At 59.7% G+C, this 19,840-nt stretch carries 16 protein-coding genes and 1 tRNA gene; 9 read left to right on the top strand and 8 right to left on the bottom strand.

Translation table 11 applies throughout. The features are described from left to right. Window positions 1-21: 21 nt before the first annotated feature. Window positions 22-1,671 carry a benzoate-CoA ligase family protein gene (locus BF99_RS0116370; RefSeq protein ID WP_025771892.1) on the top strand — a complete coding sequence of 550 codons (1,650 nt, stop codon included), beginning with the start codon at window positions 22-24 and terminating at the stop codon, window positions 1,669-1,671. Window positions 1,672-2,003: 332 nt separating this feature from the next. Here BF99_RS0116370 and BF99_RS0116360 read toward each other — a convergent pair whose 3' ends face one another. Both BF99_RS0116360 and BF99_RS0116350 read right to left on the bottom strand, forming a co-directional pair. Continuing rightward, entirely contained in the window at window positions 2,004-2,975 is a 972-nt protein-coding gene (locus BF99_RS0116360; protein ID WP_197019193.1) for an ankyrin repeat domain-containing protein, read from the bottom strand. Window positions 2,976-3,462: 487 nt separating this feature from the next. After that, window positions 3,463-3,552: transfer RNA gene (locus BF99_RS0116350), tRNA-Ser, on the bottom strand. 513 nt (window positions 3,553-4,065) lie between these two features. On the opposite strand from BF99_RS0116350, the gene BF99_RS0116340 reads away from it, so the two are divergent. Then, on the top strand, window positions 4,066-4,743 hold the full coding sequence (locus BF99_RS0116340; RefSeq protein ID WP_038098760.1) for a Bax inhibitor-1/YccA family protein: 678 nt from the start codon (window positions 4,066-4,068) through the stop codon (window positions 4,741-4,743). 161 nt (window positions 4,744-4,904) lie between these two features. Further along, a complete protein-coding gene (locus tag BF99_RS0116335) occupies window positions 4,905-5,903 on the top strand; it encodes a DNA adenine methylase (protein WP_231471421.1) in 999 nt (332 codons plus the stop codon). Window positions 5,904-5,949: 46 nt separating this feature from the next. Here the strand turns inward: BF99_RS0116335 and serS are convergent, their stop codons facing one another. From serS to BF99_RS23965, 4 genes are all read right to left on the bottom strand, one after another. Beyond that, complete coding sequence (gene serS, locus BF99_RS0116325) at window positions 5,950-7,233, bottom strand: serine--tRNA ligase (RefSeq protein WP_025771885.1); 1,284 nt, start codon at window positions 7,231-7,233, stop codon at window positions 5,950-5,952. After that, window positions 7,233-8,666 carry a replication-associated recombination protein A gene (locus BF99_RS21285; RefSeq protein ID WP_081759325.1) on the bottom strand — a complete coding sequence of 478 codons (1,434 nt, stop codon included), beginning with the start codon at window positions 8,664-8,666 and terminating at the stop codon, window positions 7,233-7,235. The genes serS and BF99_RS21285 overlap by 1 nt, the downstream gene beginning before the upstream one ends. Before the next feature lie 86 nt (window positions 8,667-8,752). Further along, on the bottom strand, window positions 8,753-9,556 hold the full coding sequence (locus BF99_RS21280; RefSeq protein ID WP_025771881.1) for a LolA family protein: 804 nt from the start codon (window positions 9,554-9,556) through the stop codon (window positions 8,753-8,755). After that, window positions 9,553-12,021 (bottom strand): DNA translocase FtsK, encoded by a 2,469-nt coding sequence (locus BF99_RS23965; RefSeq protein ID WP_025771879.1) that lies wholly within the window; start codon window positions 12,019-12,021, stop codon window positions 9,553-9,555. The genes BF99_RS21280 and BF99_RS23965 overlap by 4 nt, the downstream gene beginning before the upstream one ends. A gap of 833 nt (window positions 12,022-12,854) precedes the next feature. Here BF99_RS23965 and trxB point away from each other — a divergent pair. The 5 genes from trxB to infA all read left to right on the top strand — a co-directional run bounded on the left by trxB (window position 12,855) and on the right by infA (window position 16,972). After that, window positions 12,855-13,814, top strand: coding sequence for a thioredoxin-disulfide reductase (trxB, locus tag BF99_RS0116290; RefSeq protein WP_025771872.1), 960 nt, complete (start codon window positions 12,855-12,857; stop codon window positions 13,812-13,814). Continuing rightward, complete coding sequence (locus BF99_RS0116285) at window positions 13,811-15,094, top strand: GNAT family N-acetyltransferase (protein ID WP_025771870.1); 1,284 nt, start codon at window positions 13,811-13,813, stop codon at window positions 15,092-15,094. The genes trxB and BF99_RS0116285 overlap by 4 nt, the downstream gene beginning before the upstream one ends. 42 nt (window positions 15,095-15,136) lie before the next feature. Further along, window positions 15,137-15,862 carry a leucyl/phenylalanyl-tRNA--protein transferase gene (gene aat / locus BF99_RS0116280; RefSeq protein ID WP_197019192.1) on the top strand — a complete coding sequence of 242 codons (726 nt, stop codon included), beginning with the start codon at window positions 15,137-15,139 and terminating at the stop codon, window positions 15,860-15,862. Further along, entirely contained in the window at window positions 15,859-16,650 is a 792-nt protein-coding gene (locus BF99_RS0116275) for an arginyltransferase (protein WP_025771866.1), read from the top strand. Before aat ends, BF99_RS0116275 begins: the two co-directional genes overlap by 4 nt. 103 nt (window positions 16,651-16,753) lie before the next feature. Beyond that, window positions 16,754-16,972, top strand: a complete 219-nt coding sequence (gene infA / locus BF99_RS0116270; RefSeq protein WP_025771864.1) for a translation initiation factor IF-1 — start codon at window positions 16,754-16,756, stop codon at window positions 16,970-16,972. Here the strand turns inward: infA and kdsB are convergent, their stop codons facing one another. Further along, window positions 16,973-17,881 carry a 3-deoxy-manno-octulosonate cytidylyltransferase gene (gene kdsB, locus BF99_RS21275; RefSeq protein ID WP_051482958.1) on the bottom strand — a complete coding sequence of 303 codons (909 nt, stop codon included), beginning with the start codon at window positions 17,879-17,881 and terminating at the stop codon, window positions 16,973-16,975. Beyond that, complete coding sequence (gene lpxK / locus BF99_RS0116250; RefSeq protein WP_081759323.1) at window positions 17,881-19,080, bottom strand: tetraacyldisaccharide 4'-kinase; 1,200 nt, start codon at window positions 19,078-19,080, stop codon at window positions 17,881-17,883. The genes kdsB and lpxK overlap by 1 nt, the downstream gene beginning before the upstream one ends. 518 nt (window positions 19,081-19,598) lie before the next feature. Between lpxK and BF99_RS21270 the strand changes: the two genes are divergently transcribed. After that, a partial coding sequence (locus BF99_RS21270) for a hypothetical protein (RefSeq protein WP_156013403.1) occupies window positions 19,599-19,840 on the top strand: 242 nt, incomplete at its 3' end.

Below are 19,840 nucleotides of genomic sequence, written 5' to 3'. Positions count from 1 at the left end.
TCCACCCGCAGGTCCCCGATCATGCATAGAGCCACCGTCGATCTCGATGCCTCCCCGGCGCGGATTTCCTTCCCCCGTCGATATAACGCCGCCTTCGAATTCATCGATCGCCATCTCGATGAGGGGCGAGGCGAAAAGATCGCCTTGATCGAAGGAGAAAGCGGGCGAGCGTATCGCTATGCGGACTTGTTCGAGCGCGTCAACCGCGCCGGGAACGCCCTTCGCACCTTGGGGCTTGGGATGGAAGATCGGGTCATGATCTGCCTGCATGACGGTATCGATTTCGTATCCGTCTTTTGGGGGGCGATCAAGATCGGCGCCGTACCCGTTCCCGTCAACACCTTAGCTCTCGCCAAGGATTACGATGGCCTCCTGCACGACTCCAGGGCCCGCATTCTCGTCGTCGGGGCTCATCTTCTTCCCGTTTTCGCCCCGATCTTGGAAAACCGACCTTGGCTTGCAAAGATCGTGGTGGCCCAAGCTCCCTTCGGATTCGAAGACCTCCAAGCAACGCAAAGCGCAGCGAGCCTTGTGCCGGATTTCGAATCCCTCGAGGCTTGTATCGATGCCGCCTCGCCCGATCTCGAAGCGGCGGACACCACCGGCGACGATGTCGCTTTTTGGCTCTACACCTCGGGCTCGACCGGCTCCCCCAAAGGAGCGATGCATCTGCACCGCAGCCTTGTGACCACCTGCGTCCACTACGGCCAAGGGATCTTGGGTGTCGGCGAGGACGATCGCCTGTTCTCGGTCGCCAAGCTCTTCTTCGCCTACGGCCTCGGCAATGCGATGACCTTTCCTTTATTCGTCGGAGCCACGGCGATCACCCTCGCCGGACGCCCGACCCCGGAATCGGTGCTGCGGATCCTCGACGAATATCGACCGACGATCTTCTTCGGGGTTCCGACGCTCTACGCTGCGCTCCTCTCGGAGCGGCGCAAGATCGAGGGCGACCTGCGGATCTGCGTCTCGGCCGGCGAGGCCCTGCCCCCGCCCATCGGCGAGGCGTGGGAGGATCGATACGGCTTGCCCATCCTCGACGGGCTGGGATCGACCGAAATGCTCCATATCTTTCTTTCCAACCGACCCGGCGACAACCTTCACGGCACCACCGGCACCGCCGTCCCCGGCTACGAGTTGCGGCTGCTCGACGAGGAGGGGCAAGAAGTCGCAGCCGGAGAGATCGGGGAGCTCTGGGTCAAAGGCGACTCGGCAGCCATCGGTTATTGGAATCGGCGAGATCGAAGCCTGTTCGCCTTTCACGGTCCTTGGACTCGCACCGGCGATAAATACACCCTCGACGCCCAAGGTCGCTACCGCTACTGCGGGCGCACCGACGATATGCTCAAAGTCGGCGGCCAGTGGGTCTCGCCCTTCGAGGTCGAATCGGCCCTCATCGATCACGAGCGCGTACAAGAAGCGGCGGTGGTCGCCGCCACCGACGACAAGGGACTCGTCAAGCCCAAGGCCTTCGTGGTTCTCGAGGGCTCCGGGCTTGATAATCGATCCGATGAACTGATCGATGAACTCAAACGATTCGTCAAAGACCGCCTCGCCTCCCATAAATACCCGCGCTGGATCGAATTCACCGATTCCCTGCCCAAAACCGCCACCGGCAAGATTCAGCGATTCAAACTGCGAAAGAGCGAATCGGAGTCGGAGCCAAACTGACGAACCCCGATCCTCGTCGGTCGATCGCCCATATCTCCGGCAACACTCAATCCCCGACAACCCTCGATATCCGGCGATCTTTCGAAAACCCCTCGCCCTCGGATCGAAATCCCCCCGACAGGCGGGATCTTTCACACGATCGCGCAACTAGGAAGGCAAGGTTCTCAAGGGGGCAGGCGGATTGCGAACCGCCGCCGCATGGCATCGAACGAGGGAAAATAAAATAGCCGGGTACGAGGGCTCTTTTATCGTCCCGGCGTCCCGGCGTCCCGGCTTGGATAAGACCGTTTTTTTTTCGAAGCGATCGTCGATAAAACAAAGGGCGAGCGAGGCTACTTGGATTCGGCCTCCGAGAGTATTTTGGCGACATCGGCGTGGCATTTATCCACCGCCAACTGCGCGGGAGTTTTCCGCCCGAAATTCGTGACATGCACATCGGCGCCGGCATCGATCAGCATGTTGACGATATCGATGCGATTGTTATAGGCTGCCAAGTGCAAGGGTGTCATGCCGCCGTTGTTCTTGATATCCGGCTGGGCTCCGGCCTCCATCAGCATCCGGAAGATCCGAAGATCGCCGCCGGCGGCGGCGAAATGCAAAGGCGTCATGCCGCCGTATCTCGTCGCATTCACATTCGAATCCTCGGCGAGCATGGATTTCACGGCTTCGATATCGCCTCTCTCGACCGCCTTGTGCAAAGACGATTTCCTCAACACCTCCGATACCTTCGCCGAACTCGGCATCTTCGATGCAGATACGGTCTCGGCGAATATCTTGGCCGCCTTCACATCCGAATCTTCGACGATGATGGACTTCACGATCTCGATATCGCCTTTTTCGACCCTCTCAGGCATCGGCGATATCGCAGGCGTCGGCGATTCCTCGGACAAGACCGACCGATCCGATGCGGGCTTTATCCCCGATTCGGCCTCCGAGAGTATTTTGGCGACCTCGGCATGGCATTTATCCACCGCCAACTGCGAGGGGGTTTTGCCCTGATGGTTTTTCGCATGCACATTGGCGCCGACGTGGATCAACAAGTTCACGATATCGATATGGTTGTTATAAGCCGCAAGATGCAAGGGAGCCATTCCCCCGTTATTCTTGGAATTCAAATGCGCACCGGCCTTCACCAACATCCGGAAGATGCCGCCATCGCCGCCGGCGGCGGCGAAATGCAAAGGCGTCATACCCCCGTACCTTCTCGCATTCACATCCGCATTCTCGGCGATCATGGACTTCACGGCTTCGGTATCGCCTTTCTCGATCGCCTCGTGCAAGGGTGCCATCGGCAGATTGAACATCACTGATATCCTCTTTGATATGACCTTGCTCGGGGGATTGAAAATCATACCGGCATGAAGATCCGCCGGTTTCGCAATCGCCTCGTCGATCGAGCGAACTACCTGATCGCCCGGCCGAGCCGCCCCGCCAAGAATATCGACATCACGGTCGATCCCGACACCCCGCTCGCCCGGCGATGGCGATCCGAGCCATCCATCCTCCATCCCGCCGCTTCGATATTCTATTTAATTCGAATTCATCGGCTAGTCAAGGGCAAGCCATCGATGCCACCTTCCGATTGATTGCACGATGCGTCCGACAAAGAAGAAAGAAGGATGCGCGGAAAGGACAGGATGGATACCCCACGACCTCATCGAATCTCGGATTCACAATCGTCGATCGCCTCGATATCCTGCGCAAGAGACTTTTCGAGCCTTGGCCATTTCGCCCCAAGATCGGCGAACAAGCAATATCCCGATACGATATCCAAGGCACACAAAGGGAATTTGGCGGTGGGGGTGGGATTCGAACCCACGGAGCCCGTAAAGGCTCGCCGGTTTTCAAGACCGGTGCTTTAGACCACTCAGCCACCCCACCTCGGGTAGTCCCGGCCTTCGAACGATTCAAGCCCGCAAAGCATGCATGCGATTGCCGCATGACATCCCGACATGACCTCCCGAGGAGGCAAGACGAGTCGCGAGAGCGGGCTTATTTTGTATGATAGCAGCAGATCTTGAAAGTCGGGAAAATCGACCGCATCTCGTCGGTACAAGACGAAGAGGAATCGTCGGCTTTCAAGGGCTGCCCCGGCAGCCGAGCGGTTCGCAAGGAAAACACTCGATATCGAATCCCGGGCATATCAGGGTATGATCCGCCGACATCGTCGATTTCAGCGAAGGGCCGACTCGATGAGACGGCATGATCGGCATCGAAAGGGAGACATCGAAGAATAGCCAAGGGAAAAGGGTGAGTTTCGATCGACCCGGCTTCGATAAGCCCGATGCTCGTTTTTCGAAAATCACCCGAGATCGATCTTCCCGATCCCGATCTTCGAATGGCTCGTTCGAATCGCTCAAAGAAACAACCATCTTCATCAAAGGAGATTCATCCATGGACATGCAAGACAGAGTCCTTCGCGCTCGAGGTCTCGATACGACCCTCGCGACCAACAAGCTGATCCGCAATACCTACAGCCTGCTCGCGATGACGCTGGCTTTCAGTGCCCTGACCGCCGGTATCGGCATCGTTGCCAATATCGGCCACTTTCCTTGGTTCATCACTCTGGGCGGTTTCTTCGGGCTTTTGTTCATGGTCCACAAGAATGCCGAGCGCTCGTCGGCTTTGATCTGGGTCTTCGCCCTGACCGGCTTCATGGGGCTGACCATCGGCCCCGTCGTCAACTTATATCTGGAGACTCATCTCAACGGCGGCGAAGTGGTGATGACCGCCTTCGGAAGCACGGCGGTGATCTTCCTCGGCCTATCCGGCTACGCCCTGACCTCGAAGCGGGATTTCAGCTTCATGGGCGGTTTCTTGATGGTCGGGATGCTGGTCGTGATCCTTGCGTCGTTGGGATCGATATTTTTCTCGCTCCCGGGTCTTCATCTGGCGCTGTCGGCGATGATCGTGCTGCTGATGTCGGGATTCATCCTCTACGAGACCAGCCAGTTGGTGCACAACCCCAATACCAACTACATCCTCGCCACCGTCAGCCTCTACGTCTCCATCTACAACATCTTTCTCTCGCTCTTGCACATCTTCGGTGCTTTCTCCGGAGGCGACGACTAAGAGTCTTGACGATCGGCGGTCTCGAAGACGGGGGGCGATATCTTTGTCAGTCCCCTTCGTCTTTGGAAAAAGGGGGCCGGGGCAAAAAATCGGCCCCCTTTTTTCTTGATCCCAAGGTCCTAACATTATGAGACCTTGACCGAGCGGTTCCCCGAGATCGGATGATCGAGATCCTCGAGCGCATCCTCGAATGGATCGCCGAACGCTCGCCGTCGATGTCCCCTGCTCATACCCCTTCCCTTCCAAGCCCCAAGCAGCAGCCAAGCCATCGCCTCGGACAAGCCACTTTCATGTCCGTCAAAGTGCCCCCCATCAAATGCCAAGGCATCAAGACCAAACTGGTTCCTTGGATCAAGACCCTCCTTCCCGATCGCTTCCTTTGCGGTCAATTCGATGGCCGATGGATCGAGCCCTTCATGGGCAGCGGGGTCGTCGGCTACAACATCCCTTGCAAAAGAGTCTTGATGGGCGATACCAACCCGCATCTGATCCGCTTTTACCGATCCATTCAAAAAGGCCGAATCACCCCCGAGATCGTCCGCAAATACTTGGAAAGGGAAGGATCGATCTTGCTCGACAAGGGGGTCGATCATTACCTCGCCGTCAGAAAACGATTCAACGAAGGGCACGACCCCTTGGACTTTCTCTTTCTCAACCGGGCCGGTTTCAACGGCATGATCCGCTTCAATCGAAAGGGGGAGATCAACGTGCCATTTTGCAAAAAGCCGCAGCGCTTCGCCCCGGCGTATATCACTCGGATCGTCAACCAGATCGACCATGTCCACCGGCTATTGAAAAACAACGCATACGAATTCGAATGCCAACCCTTCCTTCGCACCATCGAACAAGCCAATGCGAACGATATCGTCTACTGCGACCCCCCCTATATCGACCGGCATACGGATTATCACAATCGCTGGGACGAGGAGGACGAGGGTCTCCTATTCGAGGCCTTGTGTCGAATGCCGGGGTATTTCATCCTTTCGACTTGGCATCACAACGGCTATCGCCGAAATCGCCATATCGAAAAATTCCGCGAGCGATTCCATATCCGAACGAGGGAGCATTTCTATCACTTGGGCGGGGCGCAAGATAACCGCCACTCGATCACCGAGGCGATCGTCAGGAACTACGAGACCCCGGCCCGATCGGATCCATAGCGATCCATCGAGGCCTCATCGATCGCCCTCGTTCCTCGGGCAAGATTCAAGCCTTCGGTGGTTCAAGGACATCGATGCCGCCCATATAGGGAAGCAGGGGCTCGGGGATCCGCACCGAGCCATCGGCTTGCTGATGGTTTTCCAGCACCGCGATCAATGCCCGTCCGATCGCCACCCCCGAGCCATTGAGGGTATGCACCAACTCGGTCTTCCCGGTGGCCGGATTGCGCCACCTGGCCTGCATGCGCCGAGCCTGAAAATCCTCGCAGTTGCTGCACGAGGAGATTTCCCGATAACACCCCTGCCCCGGCAGCCAGACCTCGATATCGAGGGTCTTGGCGGCGGCGAATCCGATATCGCCGGTGCAAAGGGTCACCACCCGATAGGCAAGCCCCAGCCTTTGCAAGATCGCCTCGGCGTGGGAAGTCAATCCATCGAGGGCTCGGGCGGAATCCGAGGGGGCCACGATATGCACCAGCTCGACCTTCTCGAATTGATGCTGACGCAACATCCCTCGGGTATCTCGACCGTGCGAACCGGCTTCTCGCCGAAAACAAGGGGTATGACAAACGAAGCGCAGCGGCAATTCCGATGCATCCAAGATCCGATCCTTGGCCACATTGGTCACCGGCACCTCCGCGGTCGGGATCAGAAAAAGATCGTGATCCTCGATACGAAAGAGATCGTCGGCGAACTTGGGCAACTGGCCGGTGCCGCGCAGGATATCCGAACCGACCAGATAAGGGACATAGATCTCGCTATAGCCATGCTCTTGCACATGCACGTCGATCATGAATTGGATCAAGGCGCGGTGCAAACGGGCCAGCCCGCCGTGCAAGGAAACGAAGCGGCTTCCGGAGAGTTTTGCCGAAAGATCGAAATCCATCCCCCCTAACGCCGTGCCGAGAGCGACATGATCCAAAGGGGTGAAGTCGAAATTCGGTGGCTTCCCGACCTTTCGCTCCTCCCGATTGTCATTCTCGTCCTTGCCCACCGGAACATCCTCTTGGGCGAGGTTGGGAAGGGACAAGGCGATCTCCTCGAGCTCGGCTTGGATGGCGCCCAAACGCCTTTTCTCGGATTCGATATCGTCGCCCAAACGACCGACATCGGCGAGCATCGGGGCGATATCCTCCCCTCGGGCTTTGGCCTGCCCGATCTCCTTCGATCGACTATTGCGCTGATTTTGCAGCGCCTGCGTCGCTCCCTGCACTTCCTTGCGCTCGGCTTCGAGCCGGGCGATCCGCCCCACATCCAATACGACGCCGCGATCGGCGAGCCGAGCGGCGGTGGTTTCAAGGTCGCGTCTTAGCAATGCGGTATCAAGCATCAGCGGAGTTCTCGCTCGTGCCGGTCGTCGGCTTGCAAAGGGGAAGAGTCGGTCGATACCTCGGCCGGATCTCCGATGGGGCTTGGCTCGCTTGCGGCTCGAGGCGAGCGCAAGGAATCATCGAGCCCTCGGCGGGGCGGCGGGCGGCCTTCGCCATGCTCCTCGTCGAGGGCCCGCAGCCGCGCAAGGCGTGCGCGAATCCGCTCTTCGAGGCCGCGCCCCGAGGGTTGGTAATAATGTCTTTTCGACAAGGCATCGGGGAGATAGCGCTCCCCGGCGGCATAGCCCTCGGCCTCGTCGTGCGCATGGCGATAACCCGCTCCGTGCCCCAAAGACGCCATCAGCCGGGTCGGGGCGTTGCGAAGGTGCATCGGAACGTCGAGCGATCCGCTTTGCCGCGCATCGTGCATCGCCTCATCAAAGGCGCGATAGACGGCATCGCTCTTGGGCACGGCGGCCATGTACACCGCTGATTGGGCCAATGCCAGTTCGCCTTCCGGGCTCCCGAGGCGTTCTTGCACCTCCCAAGCATCCAATGCAAGGGACAGGGCTCTCGGATCGGCATTGCCGATATCCTCGGAGGCGATGCGTACGAGGCGACGCGCGATATAGGCCGGATCGCAACCCCCGTCGATCATCCGCGCCAGCCAATAAAGCGCCCCGTCCGGGCTGGAGCCGCGAATCGATTTATGAAGGGCGGAAATCTGATCAAAAAAGGCATCCCCGCCTTTATCGAAACGCCGCACCGCACCTCCCTCCAAGACCGGCAAGAGCGCCTGCCGAGTGAGGATTCGCTCGTCGCCCTCGTTTTCGGGATCGGGGAGGATATCGGCGGCGATCTCGAGCAAATTCAGGGCTCGGCGAACATCGCCGTCGGCCGCTCGGGCGAGGATGGCCCCGAGCCCCGATTCCAAGCGAATGCGCATCACCCCCAGCCCGCGCTCGACATCTTGCAACGCCCGCTCGATCAACCTCTCGATCACCTCGGACTCCAAGGCCTTGAGGACATAGACCCTGGCCCTCGAAAGCAGCGCGTTGTTGAGCTCGAAAGAGGGATTTTCCGTGGTGGCTCCGATCAGGATCAAGGTGCCATCCTCGACATGGGGCAAAAAAGCGTCCTGCCGGATTTTATTGAATCGATGCACCTCATCCACGAAGAGCACGCATTCATCGCCGGTAGCCGCCCGATGGCGCTGCGCCTCGTTGACCACCGAACGGATATCGGCAACCCCCGCAAGCACCGCCGAAAGGGAGAAAAAGCGAGCTTTTACGTAAGAGGCGGCCAATCTTGCAAGGGTGGTCTTGCCGCTGCCGGGAGGCCCCCAAAGGATCATCGAGTGAACGCGGCCCGCTTCGAGCGCTTTTTGCAAGGGCCGCCCGGGGGCGAGTAGATGCGCCTGGCCTTGGAACTCGTCCAGCGTGCGCGGCCGCATCCGATCCGCCAGCGGCCGAAAAGGTGTCGCAGATGTGGCGGGGGAATCGCGCTCGCTCTCGAAAAGGCGGGGCTGCTCTTCCAAGTTCAAGGCTCGCCACCGTCTTTGCGACCGTCGACATCGCCGATGACATCCGTGCCCGGCGGGGGCGAGAAAACGAAGGCATCGTCGTCGAGCGGAGGATCTTTGCGGATATCGGAAAACTCGAGATAGGTGGTCTGGCCGAATTGATCGCTGAGCACCATGCGCTCCAAGCGTCCGGCGGCAAAGGCCAAGAGAATGCGACTGAAGGCCGCCCCTTGATCGGAGGGAATCAGCGAGAACCATTCGAAACCCGGGGCCGGGGCATTCGCCGGATCGACGGAATCGATCGTGAAATCCTCGGCAAGGGGTCTATCCACCACCAGCAGGGCCGCCGGAGCCGACCTCACCATATCGTCGAGCCTGCGCACCGTGACTTGGGCCAGTTCCTCGTCATGAATCCACACCCGCTCCCCGTCCCCGACCACCAACAAGGGAGAGGGGCTTTGGTATTCGAAGCGAAAACGACCCGGACGGTGGATCAAGGCCTGGCCTTGGGCATCCTCCAAGAGTCCGCCCTCGTCGTCGAAGGTGCGCTGTTCGAAATGCGCCGATACCCGGGCGAAATTCGATAGCCATCTCTCCAAGCGATCGGCCGCACCTTGGGCCTGGGAGGCAAAAAGAAGCGAAAGCAGAGCCGCGATGGATGCGATCCGATAGCCGCGGCGACCGGCATGCCGCCCCCGACGACGATGACCGAAATCACCGCCGAATGCACGATACCCGGGACCCGAACATCGACGACCTCGAGTGTCGAATCCCCATAAGACAAGGCGCTCGATCCTGAAAAAGATGGCTTTGAATATCATCGCTCTTCCGATTCTTCCGTCGATGGTGGAGCGGGGGCGAGGACTTCCCGGCTACCGTTGGGCTGCTGCGGCCCGACGACCCCCGATCGTTCCATCTCCTCGAGCATTCGCGCGGCCCGGTTGTAGCCGACCCTCAAACGACGCTGGACCCCGGAAATCGATGCCCGGCGGGTCTTGATCACGACATCCACCGCTTGTTCGTAAAAAGGATCCTTGCCTTCCTCGGAATCGAGATCGGAAAAACCCTCTCCCGAGCCGGGGGGCTCTCGGGACGCCGGGCTATCGAGGAATGAATCGATATAGTCGGGGGATTCGGATTGCTGGAGGTGAGCCACCACCCGATGCACCTCCTGATCCGAGACATTGGGGCCGTGCAGACGCTGCAAAGCCGAAGAGCCCGGACCCATATAGAGCATATCCCCCTTGCCCAGCAGGTTCTCCGCTCCTTGCTGATCCAAAATGGTGCGCGAATCGATCTTGGAGGAGACCTGAAAGGCAATCCGACAAGGAATATTGGCCTTGATGAGGCCGGTGATCACATCCACCGAGGGGCGTTGGGTCGCAAGCACCAGATGGATGCCCGCCGCTCGCGCCTTTTGCGCCAGGCGCGCGATCAGGGTCTCGACCTTCTTGCCGGTGATCATCATCATGTCGGCGAGCTCGTCGATGATCACCACGATCAACGGCAGGGGGGCCAGCGGCGGCGCCGTCGGGGCATCTTCTTCCTCGTCTTGCGCCGACATCGGATCGGCGGCGAAGAAGGGATCGAGGATCGGGCTGCCGGCGAGCGAGGCTTCTCGCAGCTTGCGGTTATAGCCTGCGATATGGCGCACTCCCAGCGCCGACATCAACCGATAGCGCCGATCCATCTGATCGACGCACCACTGAAGGGCGTTGGCGGCATCTTTCATATCCGTGACCACCGGCGAAAGCAGGTGCGGGATCCCCTCGTAGACCGAGAGCTCCAACATCTTGGGATCGATCATGATCATGCGCACCTCGTCGGCGGTGGCACGATATAAAAGACTCAAGATCATCGCGTTGATGGCCACGGATTTTCCCGATCCGGTGGTCCCCGCCACCAATAGATGGGGCATACGGGCAAGGTCCACCACCACCGGCTGACCGGAAATATCCATCCCCAGCGCCAGCGGAAGACCGGCGGGATTCTCCCGATAGGGCTGCGATTTGAGGAGTTCCACCAGACCCACGAATTCCCGTTTGGCATTGGGGATTTCGAGGCCGACGGTGGTCCGGCCGGGGATGATCTCGACGATCCGCACGCTGGTGGTCGAAAGCGAGCGCGCCAGATCCTTCGCCAGATTGCTGACCCGACTCACCTTGATCCCGGGGGCCAGCTGCAGTTCGTAGCGGGTGATGACCGGTCCCGGGTGCACCGCCACCACTTGGGCCTCCACCCCGAAATCCGCCAACTTGCTCTCGACCTGGCGGGACATCGCCTCCAATGCTTGGGTAGAGACGGAAAAACGCTTCGATTGGGGCGCACCGAGCAATTCCAGGGAAGGGAGATCCGGCGACGGGAGATCCAACATCGCCACCGGCGATTCCTTGATCGGCGACGCCCCGCTTTTTCCGGCCTCGGCGGATTTCTCCTGCGCCTTCACCCTCGCCTTCTTGCCCGAGGGGACTTGCGCCTGCGGCGAGGCGACCTGAGGCTCCTCCATGGGAGGGGTGGTCAACAAGGGCTCGATCCGGCGGGATTCGGGCTTGTTCTTGGAAGCCGGGCGAGGAGCGGCGGCGCTCGCAGGCTCCGATTTCGATGATCGTCGCAAGGAAAGAAGAGCCGACAAGCCCCTTCGAACCGGAGGAAACAAGGCCACCGACTCCGCCCATAGCCACTTCGCCCCTCGGGATAGATAGGCCAGCACGATCAGCGTACCGTGGCCGATCGTCTCCATCAGGCTCAGCCATGCGATACCGGTGAAAAGCGTGCAGCCGAAAGCGAAGAGCACCAGCAAAAAGAGGGTGGCACCCAATAGATCGGCGATGGATACAAGGCCCTGACCGATATAGTTGCCGACGAACCCCCCGATCCCCGCGGTGAAAAAGGAGGATGCATCGTGGTGGTAAAGGGCCGCCAGGGCGCAACTTGCGCAAAGCAGCATCAAAGCCCCGGAAGCGCGAATCGCGATCATGGCTCCATCGACTCCCTGCCGCGCCTTCAAAGCGCGGTAGGCGAGCCATCCGGTGTATGCGATCATCAACGGCAACAACCAAGCGGCAATACCGACCATATCGATGAGCAACCCGGCACACCATGCCCCGACGCTGCCGCCGAGATTGGAGATATCTTGGGCGGCGGTCGCATTCGACCAGCCGGGGTCGGTGGGGGCGTAACTGGCCAAGGCCAGCAGTAGATAAAGAGCGATGGCCCCGACGACGAGCATCAGCAACTCGCACGATGCTTGGAGCAGATTCGAATGCAGGCGGGATTGTTGCAGCATGGCTACCTTCTTCCAAGGCCATCCGATGACCTTAATGACGAATATCCTCGATACTCGAAATAACGCAAAAATCGACCCGCCGATCGGATCGATAAGCCGGTATTCTATTTTATCCGGCGATCAAGCCCGATACCGCCCGGTCTTGACTCCGCCGCCGACCGGTACGAGCACGACGATGCTCGCATCGGCACCAAGGCTGCCATCTCGCTCGGAATATGCGGGATCTTTTTTTCGAATTCCCCTTTTTATGCGAACGATCTCTCCTCGGCGAATCCCTTGGGGCGATAAAAAGCATCATCGACAGCGAGATCGGGCACGGCCTACCGGGGGATCTTTCAAATAAAATCCCTCGACATGACCCTGCCAGGAAAAACCCTGTCGTTCCTCGTAAGGCGCAACTCGCAAAGGGCGGATCATCTTTTTCGGGGATACGATTTCCCGCTCCCGGCCGCTTGGCTTGGCTTCGACGATGACCCTCGATATCGACGATGCTTTCTCTGCTTTCTCTTGGATCGTATATTTAGGATCCGCAGGGTCGATCGAGCACTCGATCGCCACTCGATTCATCGAAATGGCACGGGCCGAACAGGCAGGCCCGGTATGCCAACGCTCGAACGACGATCATGCTGTGCGACCATTGCTCGCTTGGCGATCGGCTGCTTGACAATCGACGATCCTCGACAATGCCGACGAGGCGGGGGGACGAGGCACGGGGCCGGCTTCGAGCCGAAGCCCGATCGTCGACGATATCGGATGGGGGGATCGAGTCAAGGACTCGAAACTCCCCTTCCTTTCAATCCCTTTTCGCACAACCTTGGGAATATCGAAAACTCATGAGCGAAGCGATCCACAGCCGGCTCCTGATCTTGGGCTCGGGCCCGGCGGGCTATACCGCGGCGGTCTACGCCGCCCGCGCCAACCTGAACCCGATGCTGATCACCGGCATCGAGGTCGGCGGGCAAATGACCACCACCACCGATGTCGACAACTGGCCCGGCGACGCCGACGGCTGCCAAGGTCCGGAACTGATGGAGCGGATGCGTCGGCATGCCGAGCGCTTCCACACCCGTATCGTTCAAGACCATATCGTGCGTGTCGATCTCTCGCAGCGACCCTTCACCCTCGTCGGTGAGAGCCAACGCTATCGCTGCGATGCCCTGATCATCGCCACCGGGGCCTCGGCCCGCTACTTGGGATTGGATTCGGAAGAACGCTATAAAGGGCGCGGGGTTTCCGCCTGCGCCACCTGCGATGGATTTTTCTATCGCAATCAACCGGTGGCGGTGATCGGAGGCGGCAACACCGCGGTCGAAGAGGCCCTCTATCTCTCCAATATCGCCTCGCAAGTCACCGTCGTCCACCGCCGTGACCGCTTTCGCGCCGAGCGCATCTTGAGCGATCAGCTGATCGAAAAGAGTCGCCGAGGCAATGTCACCATCGAATGGAATCATGTCCTCGACGAGGTACTCGGCGACGATTCAGGAGTCACCGGAATTCGCCTTCGCAAGGTCGACGACGGCCAAAGCAAGGAGTTGGCGGTGCACGGCTGCTTCATCGCCATCGGCCACACCCCCAATACCGATATCTTCGAAGGTCAGCTCGATATGAAAGGCGGCTACATCAAGGTGCGCGGCGGCAGCGAGGGCGATGCCACCGCCACCAGCGTCAGCGGGGTTTTCGCCGCCGGGGATGTCGCGGATCATATCTATCGCCAAGCGATCACCTCCGCCGGCGCGGGCTGCATGGCGGCTCTCGATGCGGATCGCTATCTCGAATCGCGGCAAGACCCTTGAGCCCATCTTCGAATCGATCCTTCACCCTTCGCACCGCCTCGCAGATCACCTCGGTGCAAAGCGCGCAGTGGGATGCGCTCACCGACGAAGACGGCTATCCCTTCACCCGTCACGCCTTCCTCGCCGCGCTCGAGGAGCGAGGCTGTGTCGGCGAAGACGTCGGCTGGATCCCCTGCCATCTTTTGGCGTATCGGGAGGATCGACTCGTCGGGGCCATGCCCCTTTATATCAAGCTCCACTCCCAAGGGGAATTCGTCTTCGATTGGAACTGGGCCGAGGCTTGGGAGCGAAACCAAATGGCCTATTATCCCAAACTCGTCAGCGCCATCCCCTTCACTCCCTCCGCCGGGCCGCGCCTGCTCGTCCATCCCGAGGCCGATGGCGATGCGACCCGCAGCGCCTTGATCCGAGGTGCCATCGGGCTCACGAAAAAACTGCAAGCCTCCTCCTTTCATTGCCTCTTTCCGATCGATCGAGATCGGGATCGGCTGGAGAAAGAGGGCTTGCTGCTGCGTACCGGCACCCAATTCCATTGGAAGAATCGAGGCTATCGACATTTCGACGATTTCTTGAACGATCTGACTTCGAAGCGGCGCAAGGAGATCCGGCGCGAAAGGCGCGATGCCGCCGCCGCCCCGGTCGAGATCGAAATTCGAAAGGGGGGCGAGACCGACGAAGCGCACTGGCGCGCCTATCATGACATCTACGCTTCGACCTACGATCGCAAATGGGGCTACCCCGCCCTGACCCTTCCTTTTTTCACTTGCGTCGCCCAAGCGATACCCGAGCGGATTCTTTTGATCCTCGCCCGCAGAGGGGATCGCTACGTCGCCGGAGCGCATTGCTTCGTCGGCGAGGATACGCTCTTCGGGCGCAACTGGGGCTGCTTGGAAGAGCATCGCGGATTGCATTTCGAGATCTGCTACTACCGCCTGATCGAATACTGCATCGAACACGAACTGGGGCGCTTCGATGCCGGGGCTCAAGGAGAGCACAAACTAATGCGCGGTTTTTTGCCGGTCGAAACCGCATCCGCCCACTACATCGACGATCGACGCTTTCGCGAGGCGATCGCCGATTTTCTCGAGCGCGAACGACGACATCAAGCGGCCTATCACGAGATGACGGGGCGACACTCCCCCTTTCGCAAGGCCGATCCCGTCGACCTTGCGGACGAAGCGGATGAAAAAGCGGATCTCGGGGCGAAAAAACGGGCTCGATCTTGCGATGAAGCGCAAGGGGGCGAGATGCAAAATCCACCCTCGTCGAATCGATCCTGATCGGCAGGACTTCGCACCACCCCATCTCGGAGGCATGTCACCTTGATACCCGTCCTCTTGGACGCTCACTCCTCACCGGAGGCCTTCCCCGACATCGCAAAGGCGCCCTCGGGCACCGACGGATTGGTCGCCATCGGCGGAGATCTCGGCCTTGAAAGACTGCTTTTCGCTTATCGCCACGCCATCTTTCCTTGGTATGTCGAGGAGCAGCCGATTTTGTGGTGGTCTCCCGATCCGCGAGCGGTGCTTTGGCCGAACGCGCTTCACTTGGGCCGTACCACGAGGCGTCGGCTGCGACAGGCGGGCTTTTCGATCAGCGTCAATCAAGCCTTCGAGCGGGTGGTGCGCGAATGCGCCGCCCCGAGAGCGGCGAGCGAGGGCACTTGGATCACCCCCGATATGGTCGCCGCTTACCAGAGGATGCATCGCGCCGGATATGTGCACTCGATCGAATGCTGGCAGGACAAGAAACTGGTCGGCGGGCTCTACGGGGTCACCATCGGGGCGATTTTCAGCGGGGAGTCGATGTTCAGCCATGCCGACGAAGCCTCGCGGGCCGCGATGGTCCATCTTTGCGCCCTCGGCTTCGAAGTGATCGATTGTCAGGTGCCCAATCCTCATCTCACCCGCCTCGGGGCGGTGAAGATCCCGAGATCCGAATTCCTCTCCTTGCTCGAAGACTTGCGCGATCGCCCCTCTCCCGACCTACCCGCCCCGCCCGATCCGAAAACGATGCCGCTTGGCGGCGATCCCCGCCCCCGTCCATGACCAAGGCCGCCGACCTCTGCCTGTCTTTCTTCATGACCTCGCCGAGCGATTGCGGCTATCTTGCGCAGCGCAAGGCCCGAGCCATCGTGGTCGATCCCGATCACCCGAAAGATGCACCGCTTTATGGCCTGCTAAGCCAAATCGGTTTTCGACGAAACGGAGCGACGATCTACCGCCCCCATTGCGATGACTGTCGGGCGTGCATTCCGGTGCGGATTCCGGTCGACGAATTCCGACCGAGCCGCAGCCAACGCCGGGTGCGAGCCGCCAATCGCGATCTTTCGCTTCGCATCCTTGCCCCCACCTTCGACGACGGACACTTCGCGCTGTATAAAAAGTACCTGCGCGCACGTCATCCAAAGAGCGAGATGAACGAGGCAAGCGCATCGGATTATCAAGCGTTCCTCTTCAGCCCGTGGTGCGATAGCCTGCTCTTCGAATATTCCATCGACGATCGCTTAATCGCCGTTGCGGTCATCGACCGACTCCCAAACGCCCTTTCTTGCGTCTACACCTTCTTCGATCCCGAGCACGGGCATCGCAGCCCGGGGAGCAAGGCGATCTTGCAGGCGATCGAATATGCCCGAGGATCGAATCGAAGATGGGTCTATCTCGGCTACTACATCCCCGACTCGACTTCGATGCGCTACAAGGGAAACTGGCATCCCCAAGAGCGATTGATCGAGGGCCGATGGCGGCGCTTCGAAAAAGGATCGACGGCGGCGATGATTCGATCCCCCGCTCGAACCGGGATGGGAAAAGCGGGCGATCGAGCGATGGATATGTGAAAATTCGGAAGAGCGTGTGAAAATTTAATGCAATCGCTTATCCGGATCGTGCACACTATACGCACTTGAAACCGCACTTTTAGATTTCCGTGGAGGCATCGGCTTGGCAAAAGAAGACCACTTCGATATGGATGGTACCGTGATCGATACCTTACCCAATACGATGTTCAGGGTAAAACTCGACAACGATCACGTCGTCATCGCGCATATCTCGGGCAAGATGCGCAAGCACTATATTCGCATCCTGACCGGGGATCGCGTTACCGTGCAGCTCTCTTCCTACGATCTCACCAAAGGTCGCATCACCTATCGGGTACGCTGATCAGGGCTCGGTCAAGGATTGATCTCGGGGGAAAAGCGCCCTCACTCTTTCCAGATCCGCCGGCGTATCCACCCCGGGCCCGCTCGAGCTTTTCGCGATATCGACATGGATGGGGTGGCCGTGGTGCATCGCCCGCAGCTGCTCCAATGATTCATGTCGCTCGGCGGGGGAGGGTTCGAGCCCCGCGAACCGGGTGAAAAAGCCGGCGCGGGCGGCGTAGATCCCGATATGTCGATAGTGCACAATCGCAGGCAGCGAGGCGATTGTTCGACCCTCGCTCGGACCCGACTCGTTCGATCCCGGCTCGATGGAATCATCGCGCTCGGCGAGTGATGCCTCGAGCGACGATCGGATCAAGCGCTCGGGCGAGGTCATCGGCGACCACCCCTCCCGATGCCAAGGGATCGGAGCCCGCGAAAAATAAAGCGCCCGCCCCGTGGCATCGAAAACCACCTTGACCACCGCCGGATCGAAGAGTTCTTGCGCACTCTCGATCGGCTCGCATAGCGTGGCCATCGCACATTCCGAACGCTCGACCAGCGAGGCCGATACCTGCCGGATCAGCACCGGCGGCAGCAGGGGTTCGTCGGCTTGGATATTGACCACCACCGCATCGGGATCGAGTCCGAGCCGCGATATCGCCTCCGAGATACGCTCGCTTCCGCTTCGATGTTCGCTCGATGTCGCTATCGCGCGCACCCCTTGGGCCTTGGCGACATCGAGGATGCGGGCATCGTCGCCGGCCACGATCACCTCATCGACCCCACCGGCCAACGCCAACTCGCAAACGCGGGCGATCATCGGCCGACCGCCGATATCGGCCAAGACCTTGCCCGGCAAGCGCGAGGAGGCATAGCGCGCGGGGATGATGGCGACGCAAGGTCGGGATTCGGCAAGGGACTCGTTCATCATTCGGCTCGAAGAGGCTCTTCGGGAATATCCCCATCCGCCTTGGGCGATCCGGGATCTTGGCGACGATCTTGACCGTCAAGCATCTTCGATGGCTCTTCGAACGATCCGAGGCGCTCCAACGAGTCCACCAACGCCTCCTCGAATGCCTTCGGCAATTTTGCATCGACCGGAACGTACCAATGCCGGGCATCGGCGAAATCGACACATTTGATGGCGTCCTTTTCCGTCATCAACACCGGGGCATCGTCGGCCAAGGATATATCCGCCGACCGAAAGGGATGGTGATCGGCGAAGAGATGACGACGGATCGACAAACCTTGCCTTTCAAGGCTGCGAAAAAAGCGCTCCGGATGACCGATGGCGCAGATCGCATGCACCGGCCTCGCCTCGGAATCGGCCACGAAGGCGCTCAAAGGACGAGCCGGGCCTGCACCGTCGACGCGGCGGGCACGACTTGCGACAAGCTGCATGTCGAATACTCCCGGACCCGACGAGATACGAAGGGCGAGCGATTCCTCGGGCTCGATATCGCTCGCAGAGCCCGGGTTGCGCTTCGTTTCTCGGTTGATCACCACGAAATCCACCCTTGCCAAGCGGCGAGGGGGCTCGCGCAAAGGACCGGCGGGCAGGCAGCGTCCATTGCCGTGCCCCCGAACCCCGTCCACCACCGCGATCTCCACATCCCCCATAAGACCCGGATGTTGGAGCCCGTCATCGCTGAGAACGACATCGCATGCATGAGATGCACAAAGGGCTTCGATCGCCGCCACCCGATCCGGGCCTGCGAATACCGGCACCTCGGCCCTTCTCGCCATCAACACCGCCTCGTCTCCGACCATGAAGGGATCGCTCTTCGGATCCACCGCTTGGGGCCAGTGCCTCGCCCGACCACCGTATCCGCGACAAACGATCCCGACCCGAAGACCATGACGGCCGAGCGATTCGACCAATGCGATCACCAAAGGAGTCTTGCCGCTGCCCCCGACGGCGATATTGCCGACCACCACCACCGGACAATCGAAGCGCTTGCTTCGAGATCGCTTGATGCGCATGATGGCACCACGCACCGAAGCGATGCCGGCCCACAGCCACCCCAAGGGCGCAAGCAAGATGCCCAGCGGATGCCACGGCGATGCGTACCAGAAATTCCAAAAAGTCGGGGGAATGCCCACTTGGGAAAAGCGCTCCTCGCCCATCCAAAGATATCGACGCTTCGATTTTTCGGGCCGAACGATTTTCAATCGAACGACCGGCGCCCACTTGCCCGAAAACGCCGGCGCCTCCAAGCATCGACCAAAAAGCATCGACCAAAAGTATCGACCATGGAAGATGATTCCTCGGGGCCGATTTCGTAAAGTATACGAAGACGGCAAACTCCCCCGCATATCCGATCCACCCCGAACGATCCCGGATTGTTCCCGGATCGATCCTCCTCGACCACCGCCTCGAAGACTCGAACAAAGCCAATGGGTTGAAAGACCATCGACAATCGATACGATCCCTGTCAAGGCCAAGGCGACGCTCGATCGAGACGATAAAGCCCCAAGGTCAGGTTCTTGAATGTCCGCTCGGAAAGGATCTGTTTGATCCGGGTATTGACAGAACTCGAAATATCGTGTATTTGTATATCCGAGATGAGAAATCCCAAGACGGGAAATCGACGGGTTCGGACTCGACCGACCGATCGATCGAGACTCCAAGGGAGGTATCCAAGATGATGATTCGCAAAGCATCGACGATCGCTATCACCGCACTGGCATTCGCCTTCGCAGGCCTCGTTCATGCCGGTACCGGTGCCGGAGCGGGCACCGATAGTGGTTCCGCCATCAACCCTTGGGATCTATTCCAAGATCAAGTCGGGGCATCGAGTTTGAGCCCCCAAGCCACCGGGGTAGGCAAAACCCGCTTCGCCGCCGGTGAGAGGAAAACCCGATTCGCCGCCGGTAAGAGCAAGAC

This window comes from Thioalkalivibrio sp. HK1 (assembly GCA_000583135.1).
Classification (GTDB): domain Bacteria; phylum Pseudomonadota; class Gammaproteobacteria; order HK1; family HK1; genus HK1.
This window is presented reverse-complemented; position numbering and strand designations above follow the sequence as displayed.

What these genes read in the sequence shown, in the direction of transcription:
- BF99_RS21280 (WP_025771881.1), bottom strand. Translation starts at nt 9,556, where the DNA reads ATGATATTCAAAGCCATCTTTTTCAGGATCGAGCGCCTTGTCTTATGG.
- BF99_RS0116335 (WP_231471421.1), top strand. Translation starts at nt 4,905, where the DNA reads ATGATCGAGATCCTCGAGCGCATCCTCGAATGGATCGCCGAACGCTCG.
- trxB (WP_025771872.1), top strand. Translation starts at nt 12,855, where the DNA reads ATGAGCGAAGCGATCCACAGCCGGCTCCTGATCTTGGGCTCGGGCCCG.
- BF99_RS0116275 (WP_025771866.1), top strand. Translation starts at nt 15,859, where the DNA reads ATGACCAAGGCCGCCGACCTCTGCCTGTCTTTCTTCATGACCTCGCCG.
- BF99_RS21285 (WP_081759325.1), bottom strand. Translation starts at nt 8,666, where the DNA reads ATGCGGCCGCGCACGCTGGACGAGTTCCAAGGCCAGGCGCATCTACTC.
- serS (WP_025771885.1), bottom strand. Translation starts at nt 7,233, where the DNA reads ATGCTTGATACCGCATTGCTAAGACGCGACCTTGAAACCACCGCCGCT.
- BF99_RS0116340 (WP_038098760.1), top strand. Translation starts at nt 4,066, where the DNA reads ATGGACATGCAAGACAGAGTCCTTCGCGCTCGAGGTCTCGATACGACC.
- BF99_RS0116370 (WP_025771892.1), top strand. Translation starts at nt 22, where the DNA reads ATGCATAGAGCCACCGTCGATCTCGATGCCTCCCCGGCGCGGATTTCC.
- kdsB (WP_051482958.1), bottom strand. Translation starts at nt 17,881, where the DNA reads ATGAACGAGTCCCTTGCCGAATCCCGACCTTGCGTCGCCATCATCCCC.
- BF99_RS0116360 (WP_197019193.1), bottom strand. Translation starts at nt 2,975, where the DNA reads ATGTTCAATCTGCCGATGGCACCCTTGCACGAGGCGATCGAGAAAGGC.
- BF99_RS23965 (WP_025771879.1), bottom strand. Translation starts at nt 12,021, where the DNA reads ATGCTGCAACAATCCCGCCTGCATTCGAATCTGCTCCAAGCATCGTGC.
- lpxK (WP_081759323.1), bottom strand. Translation starts at nt 19,080, where the DNA reads ATGGGCGAGGAGCGCTTTTCCCAAGTGGGCATTCCCCCGACTTTTTGG.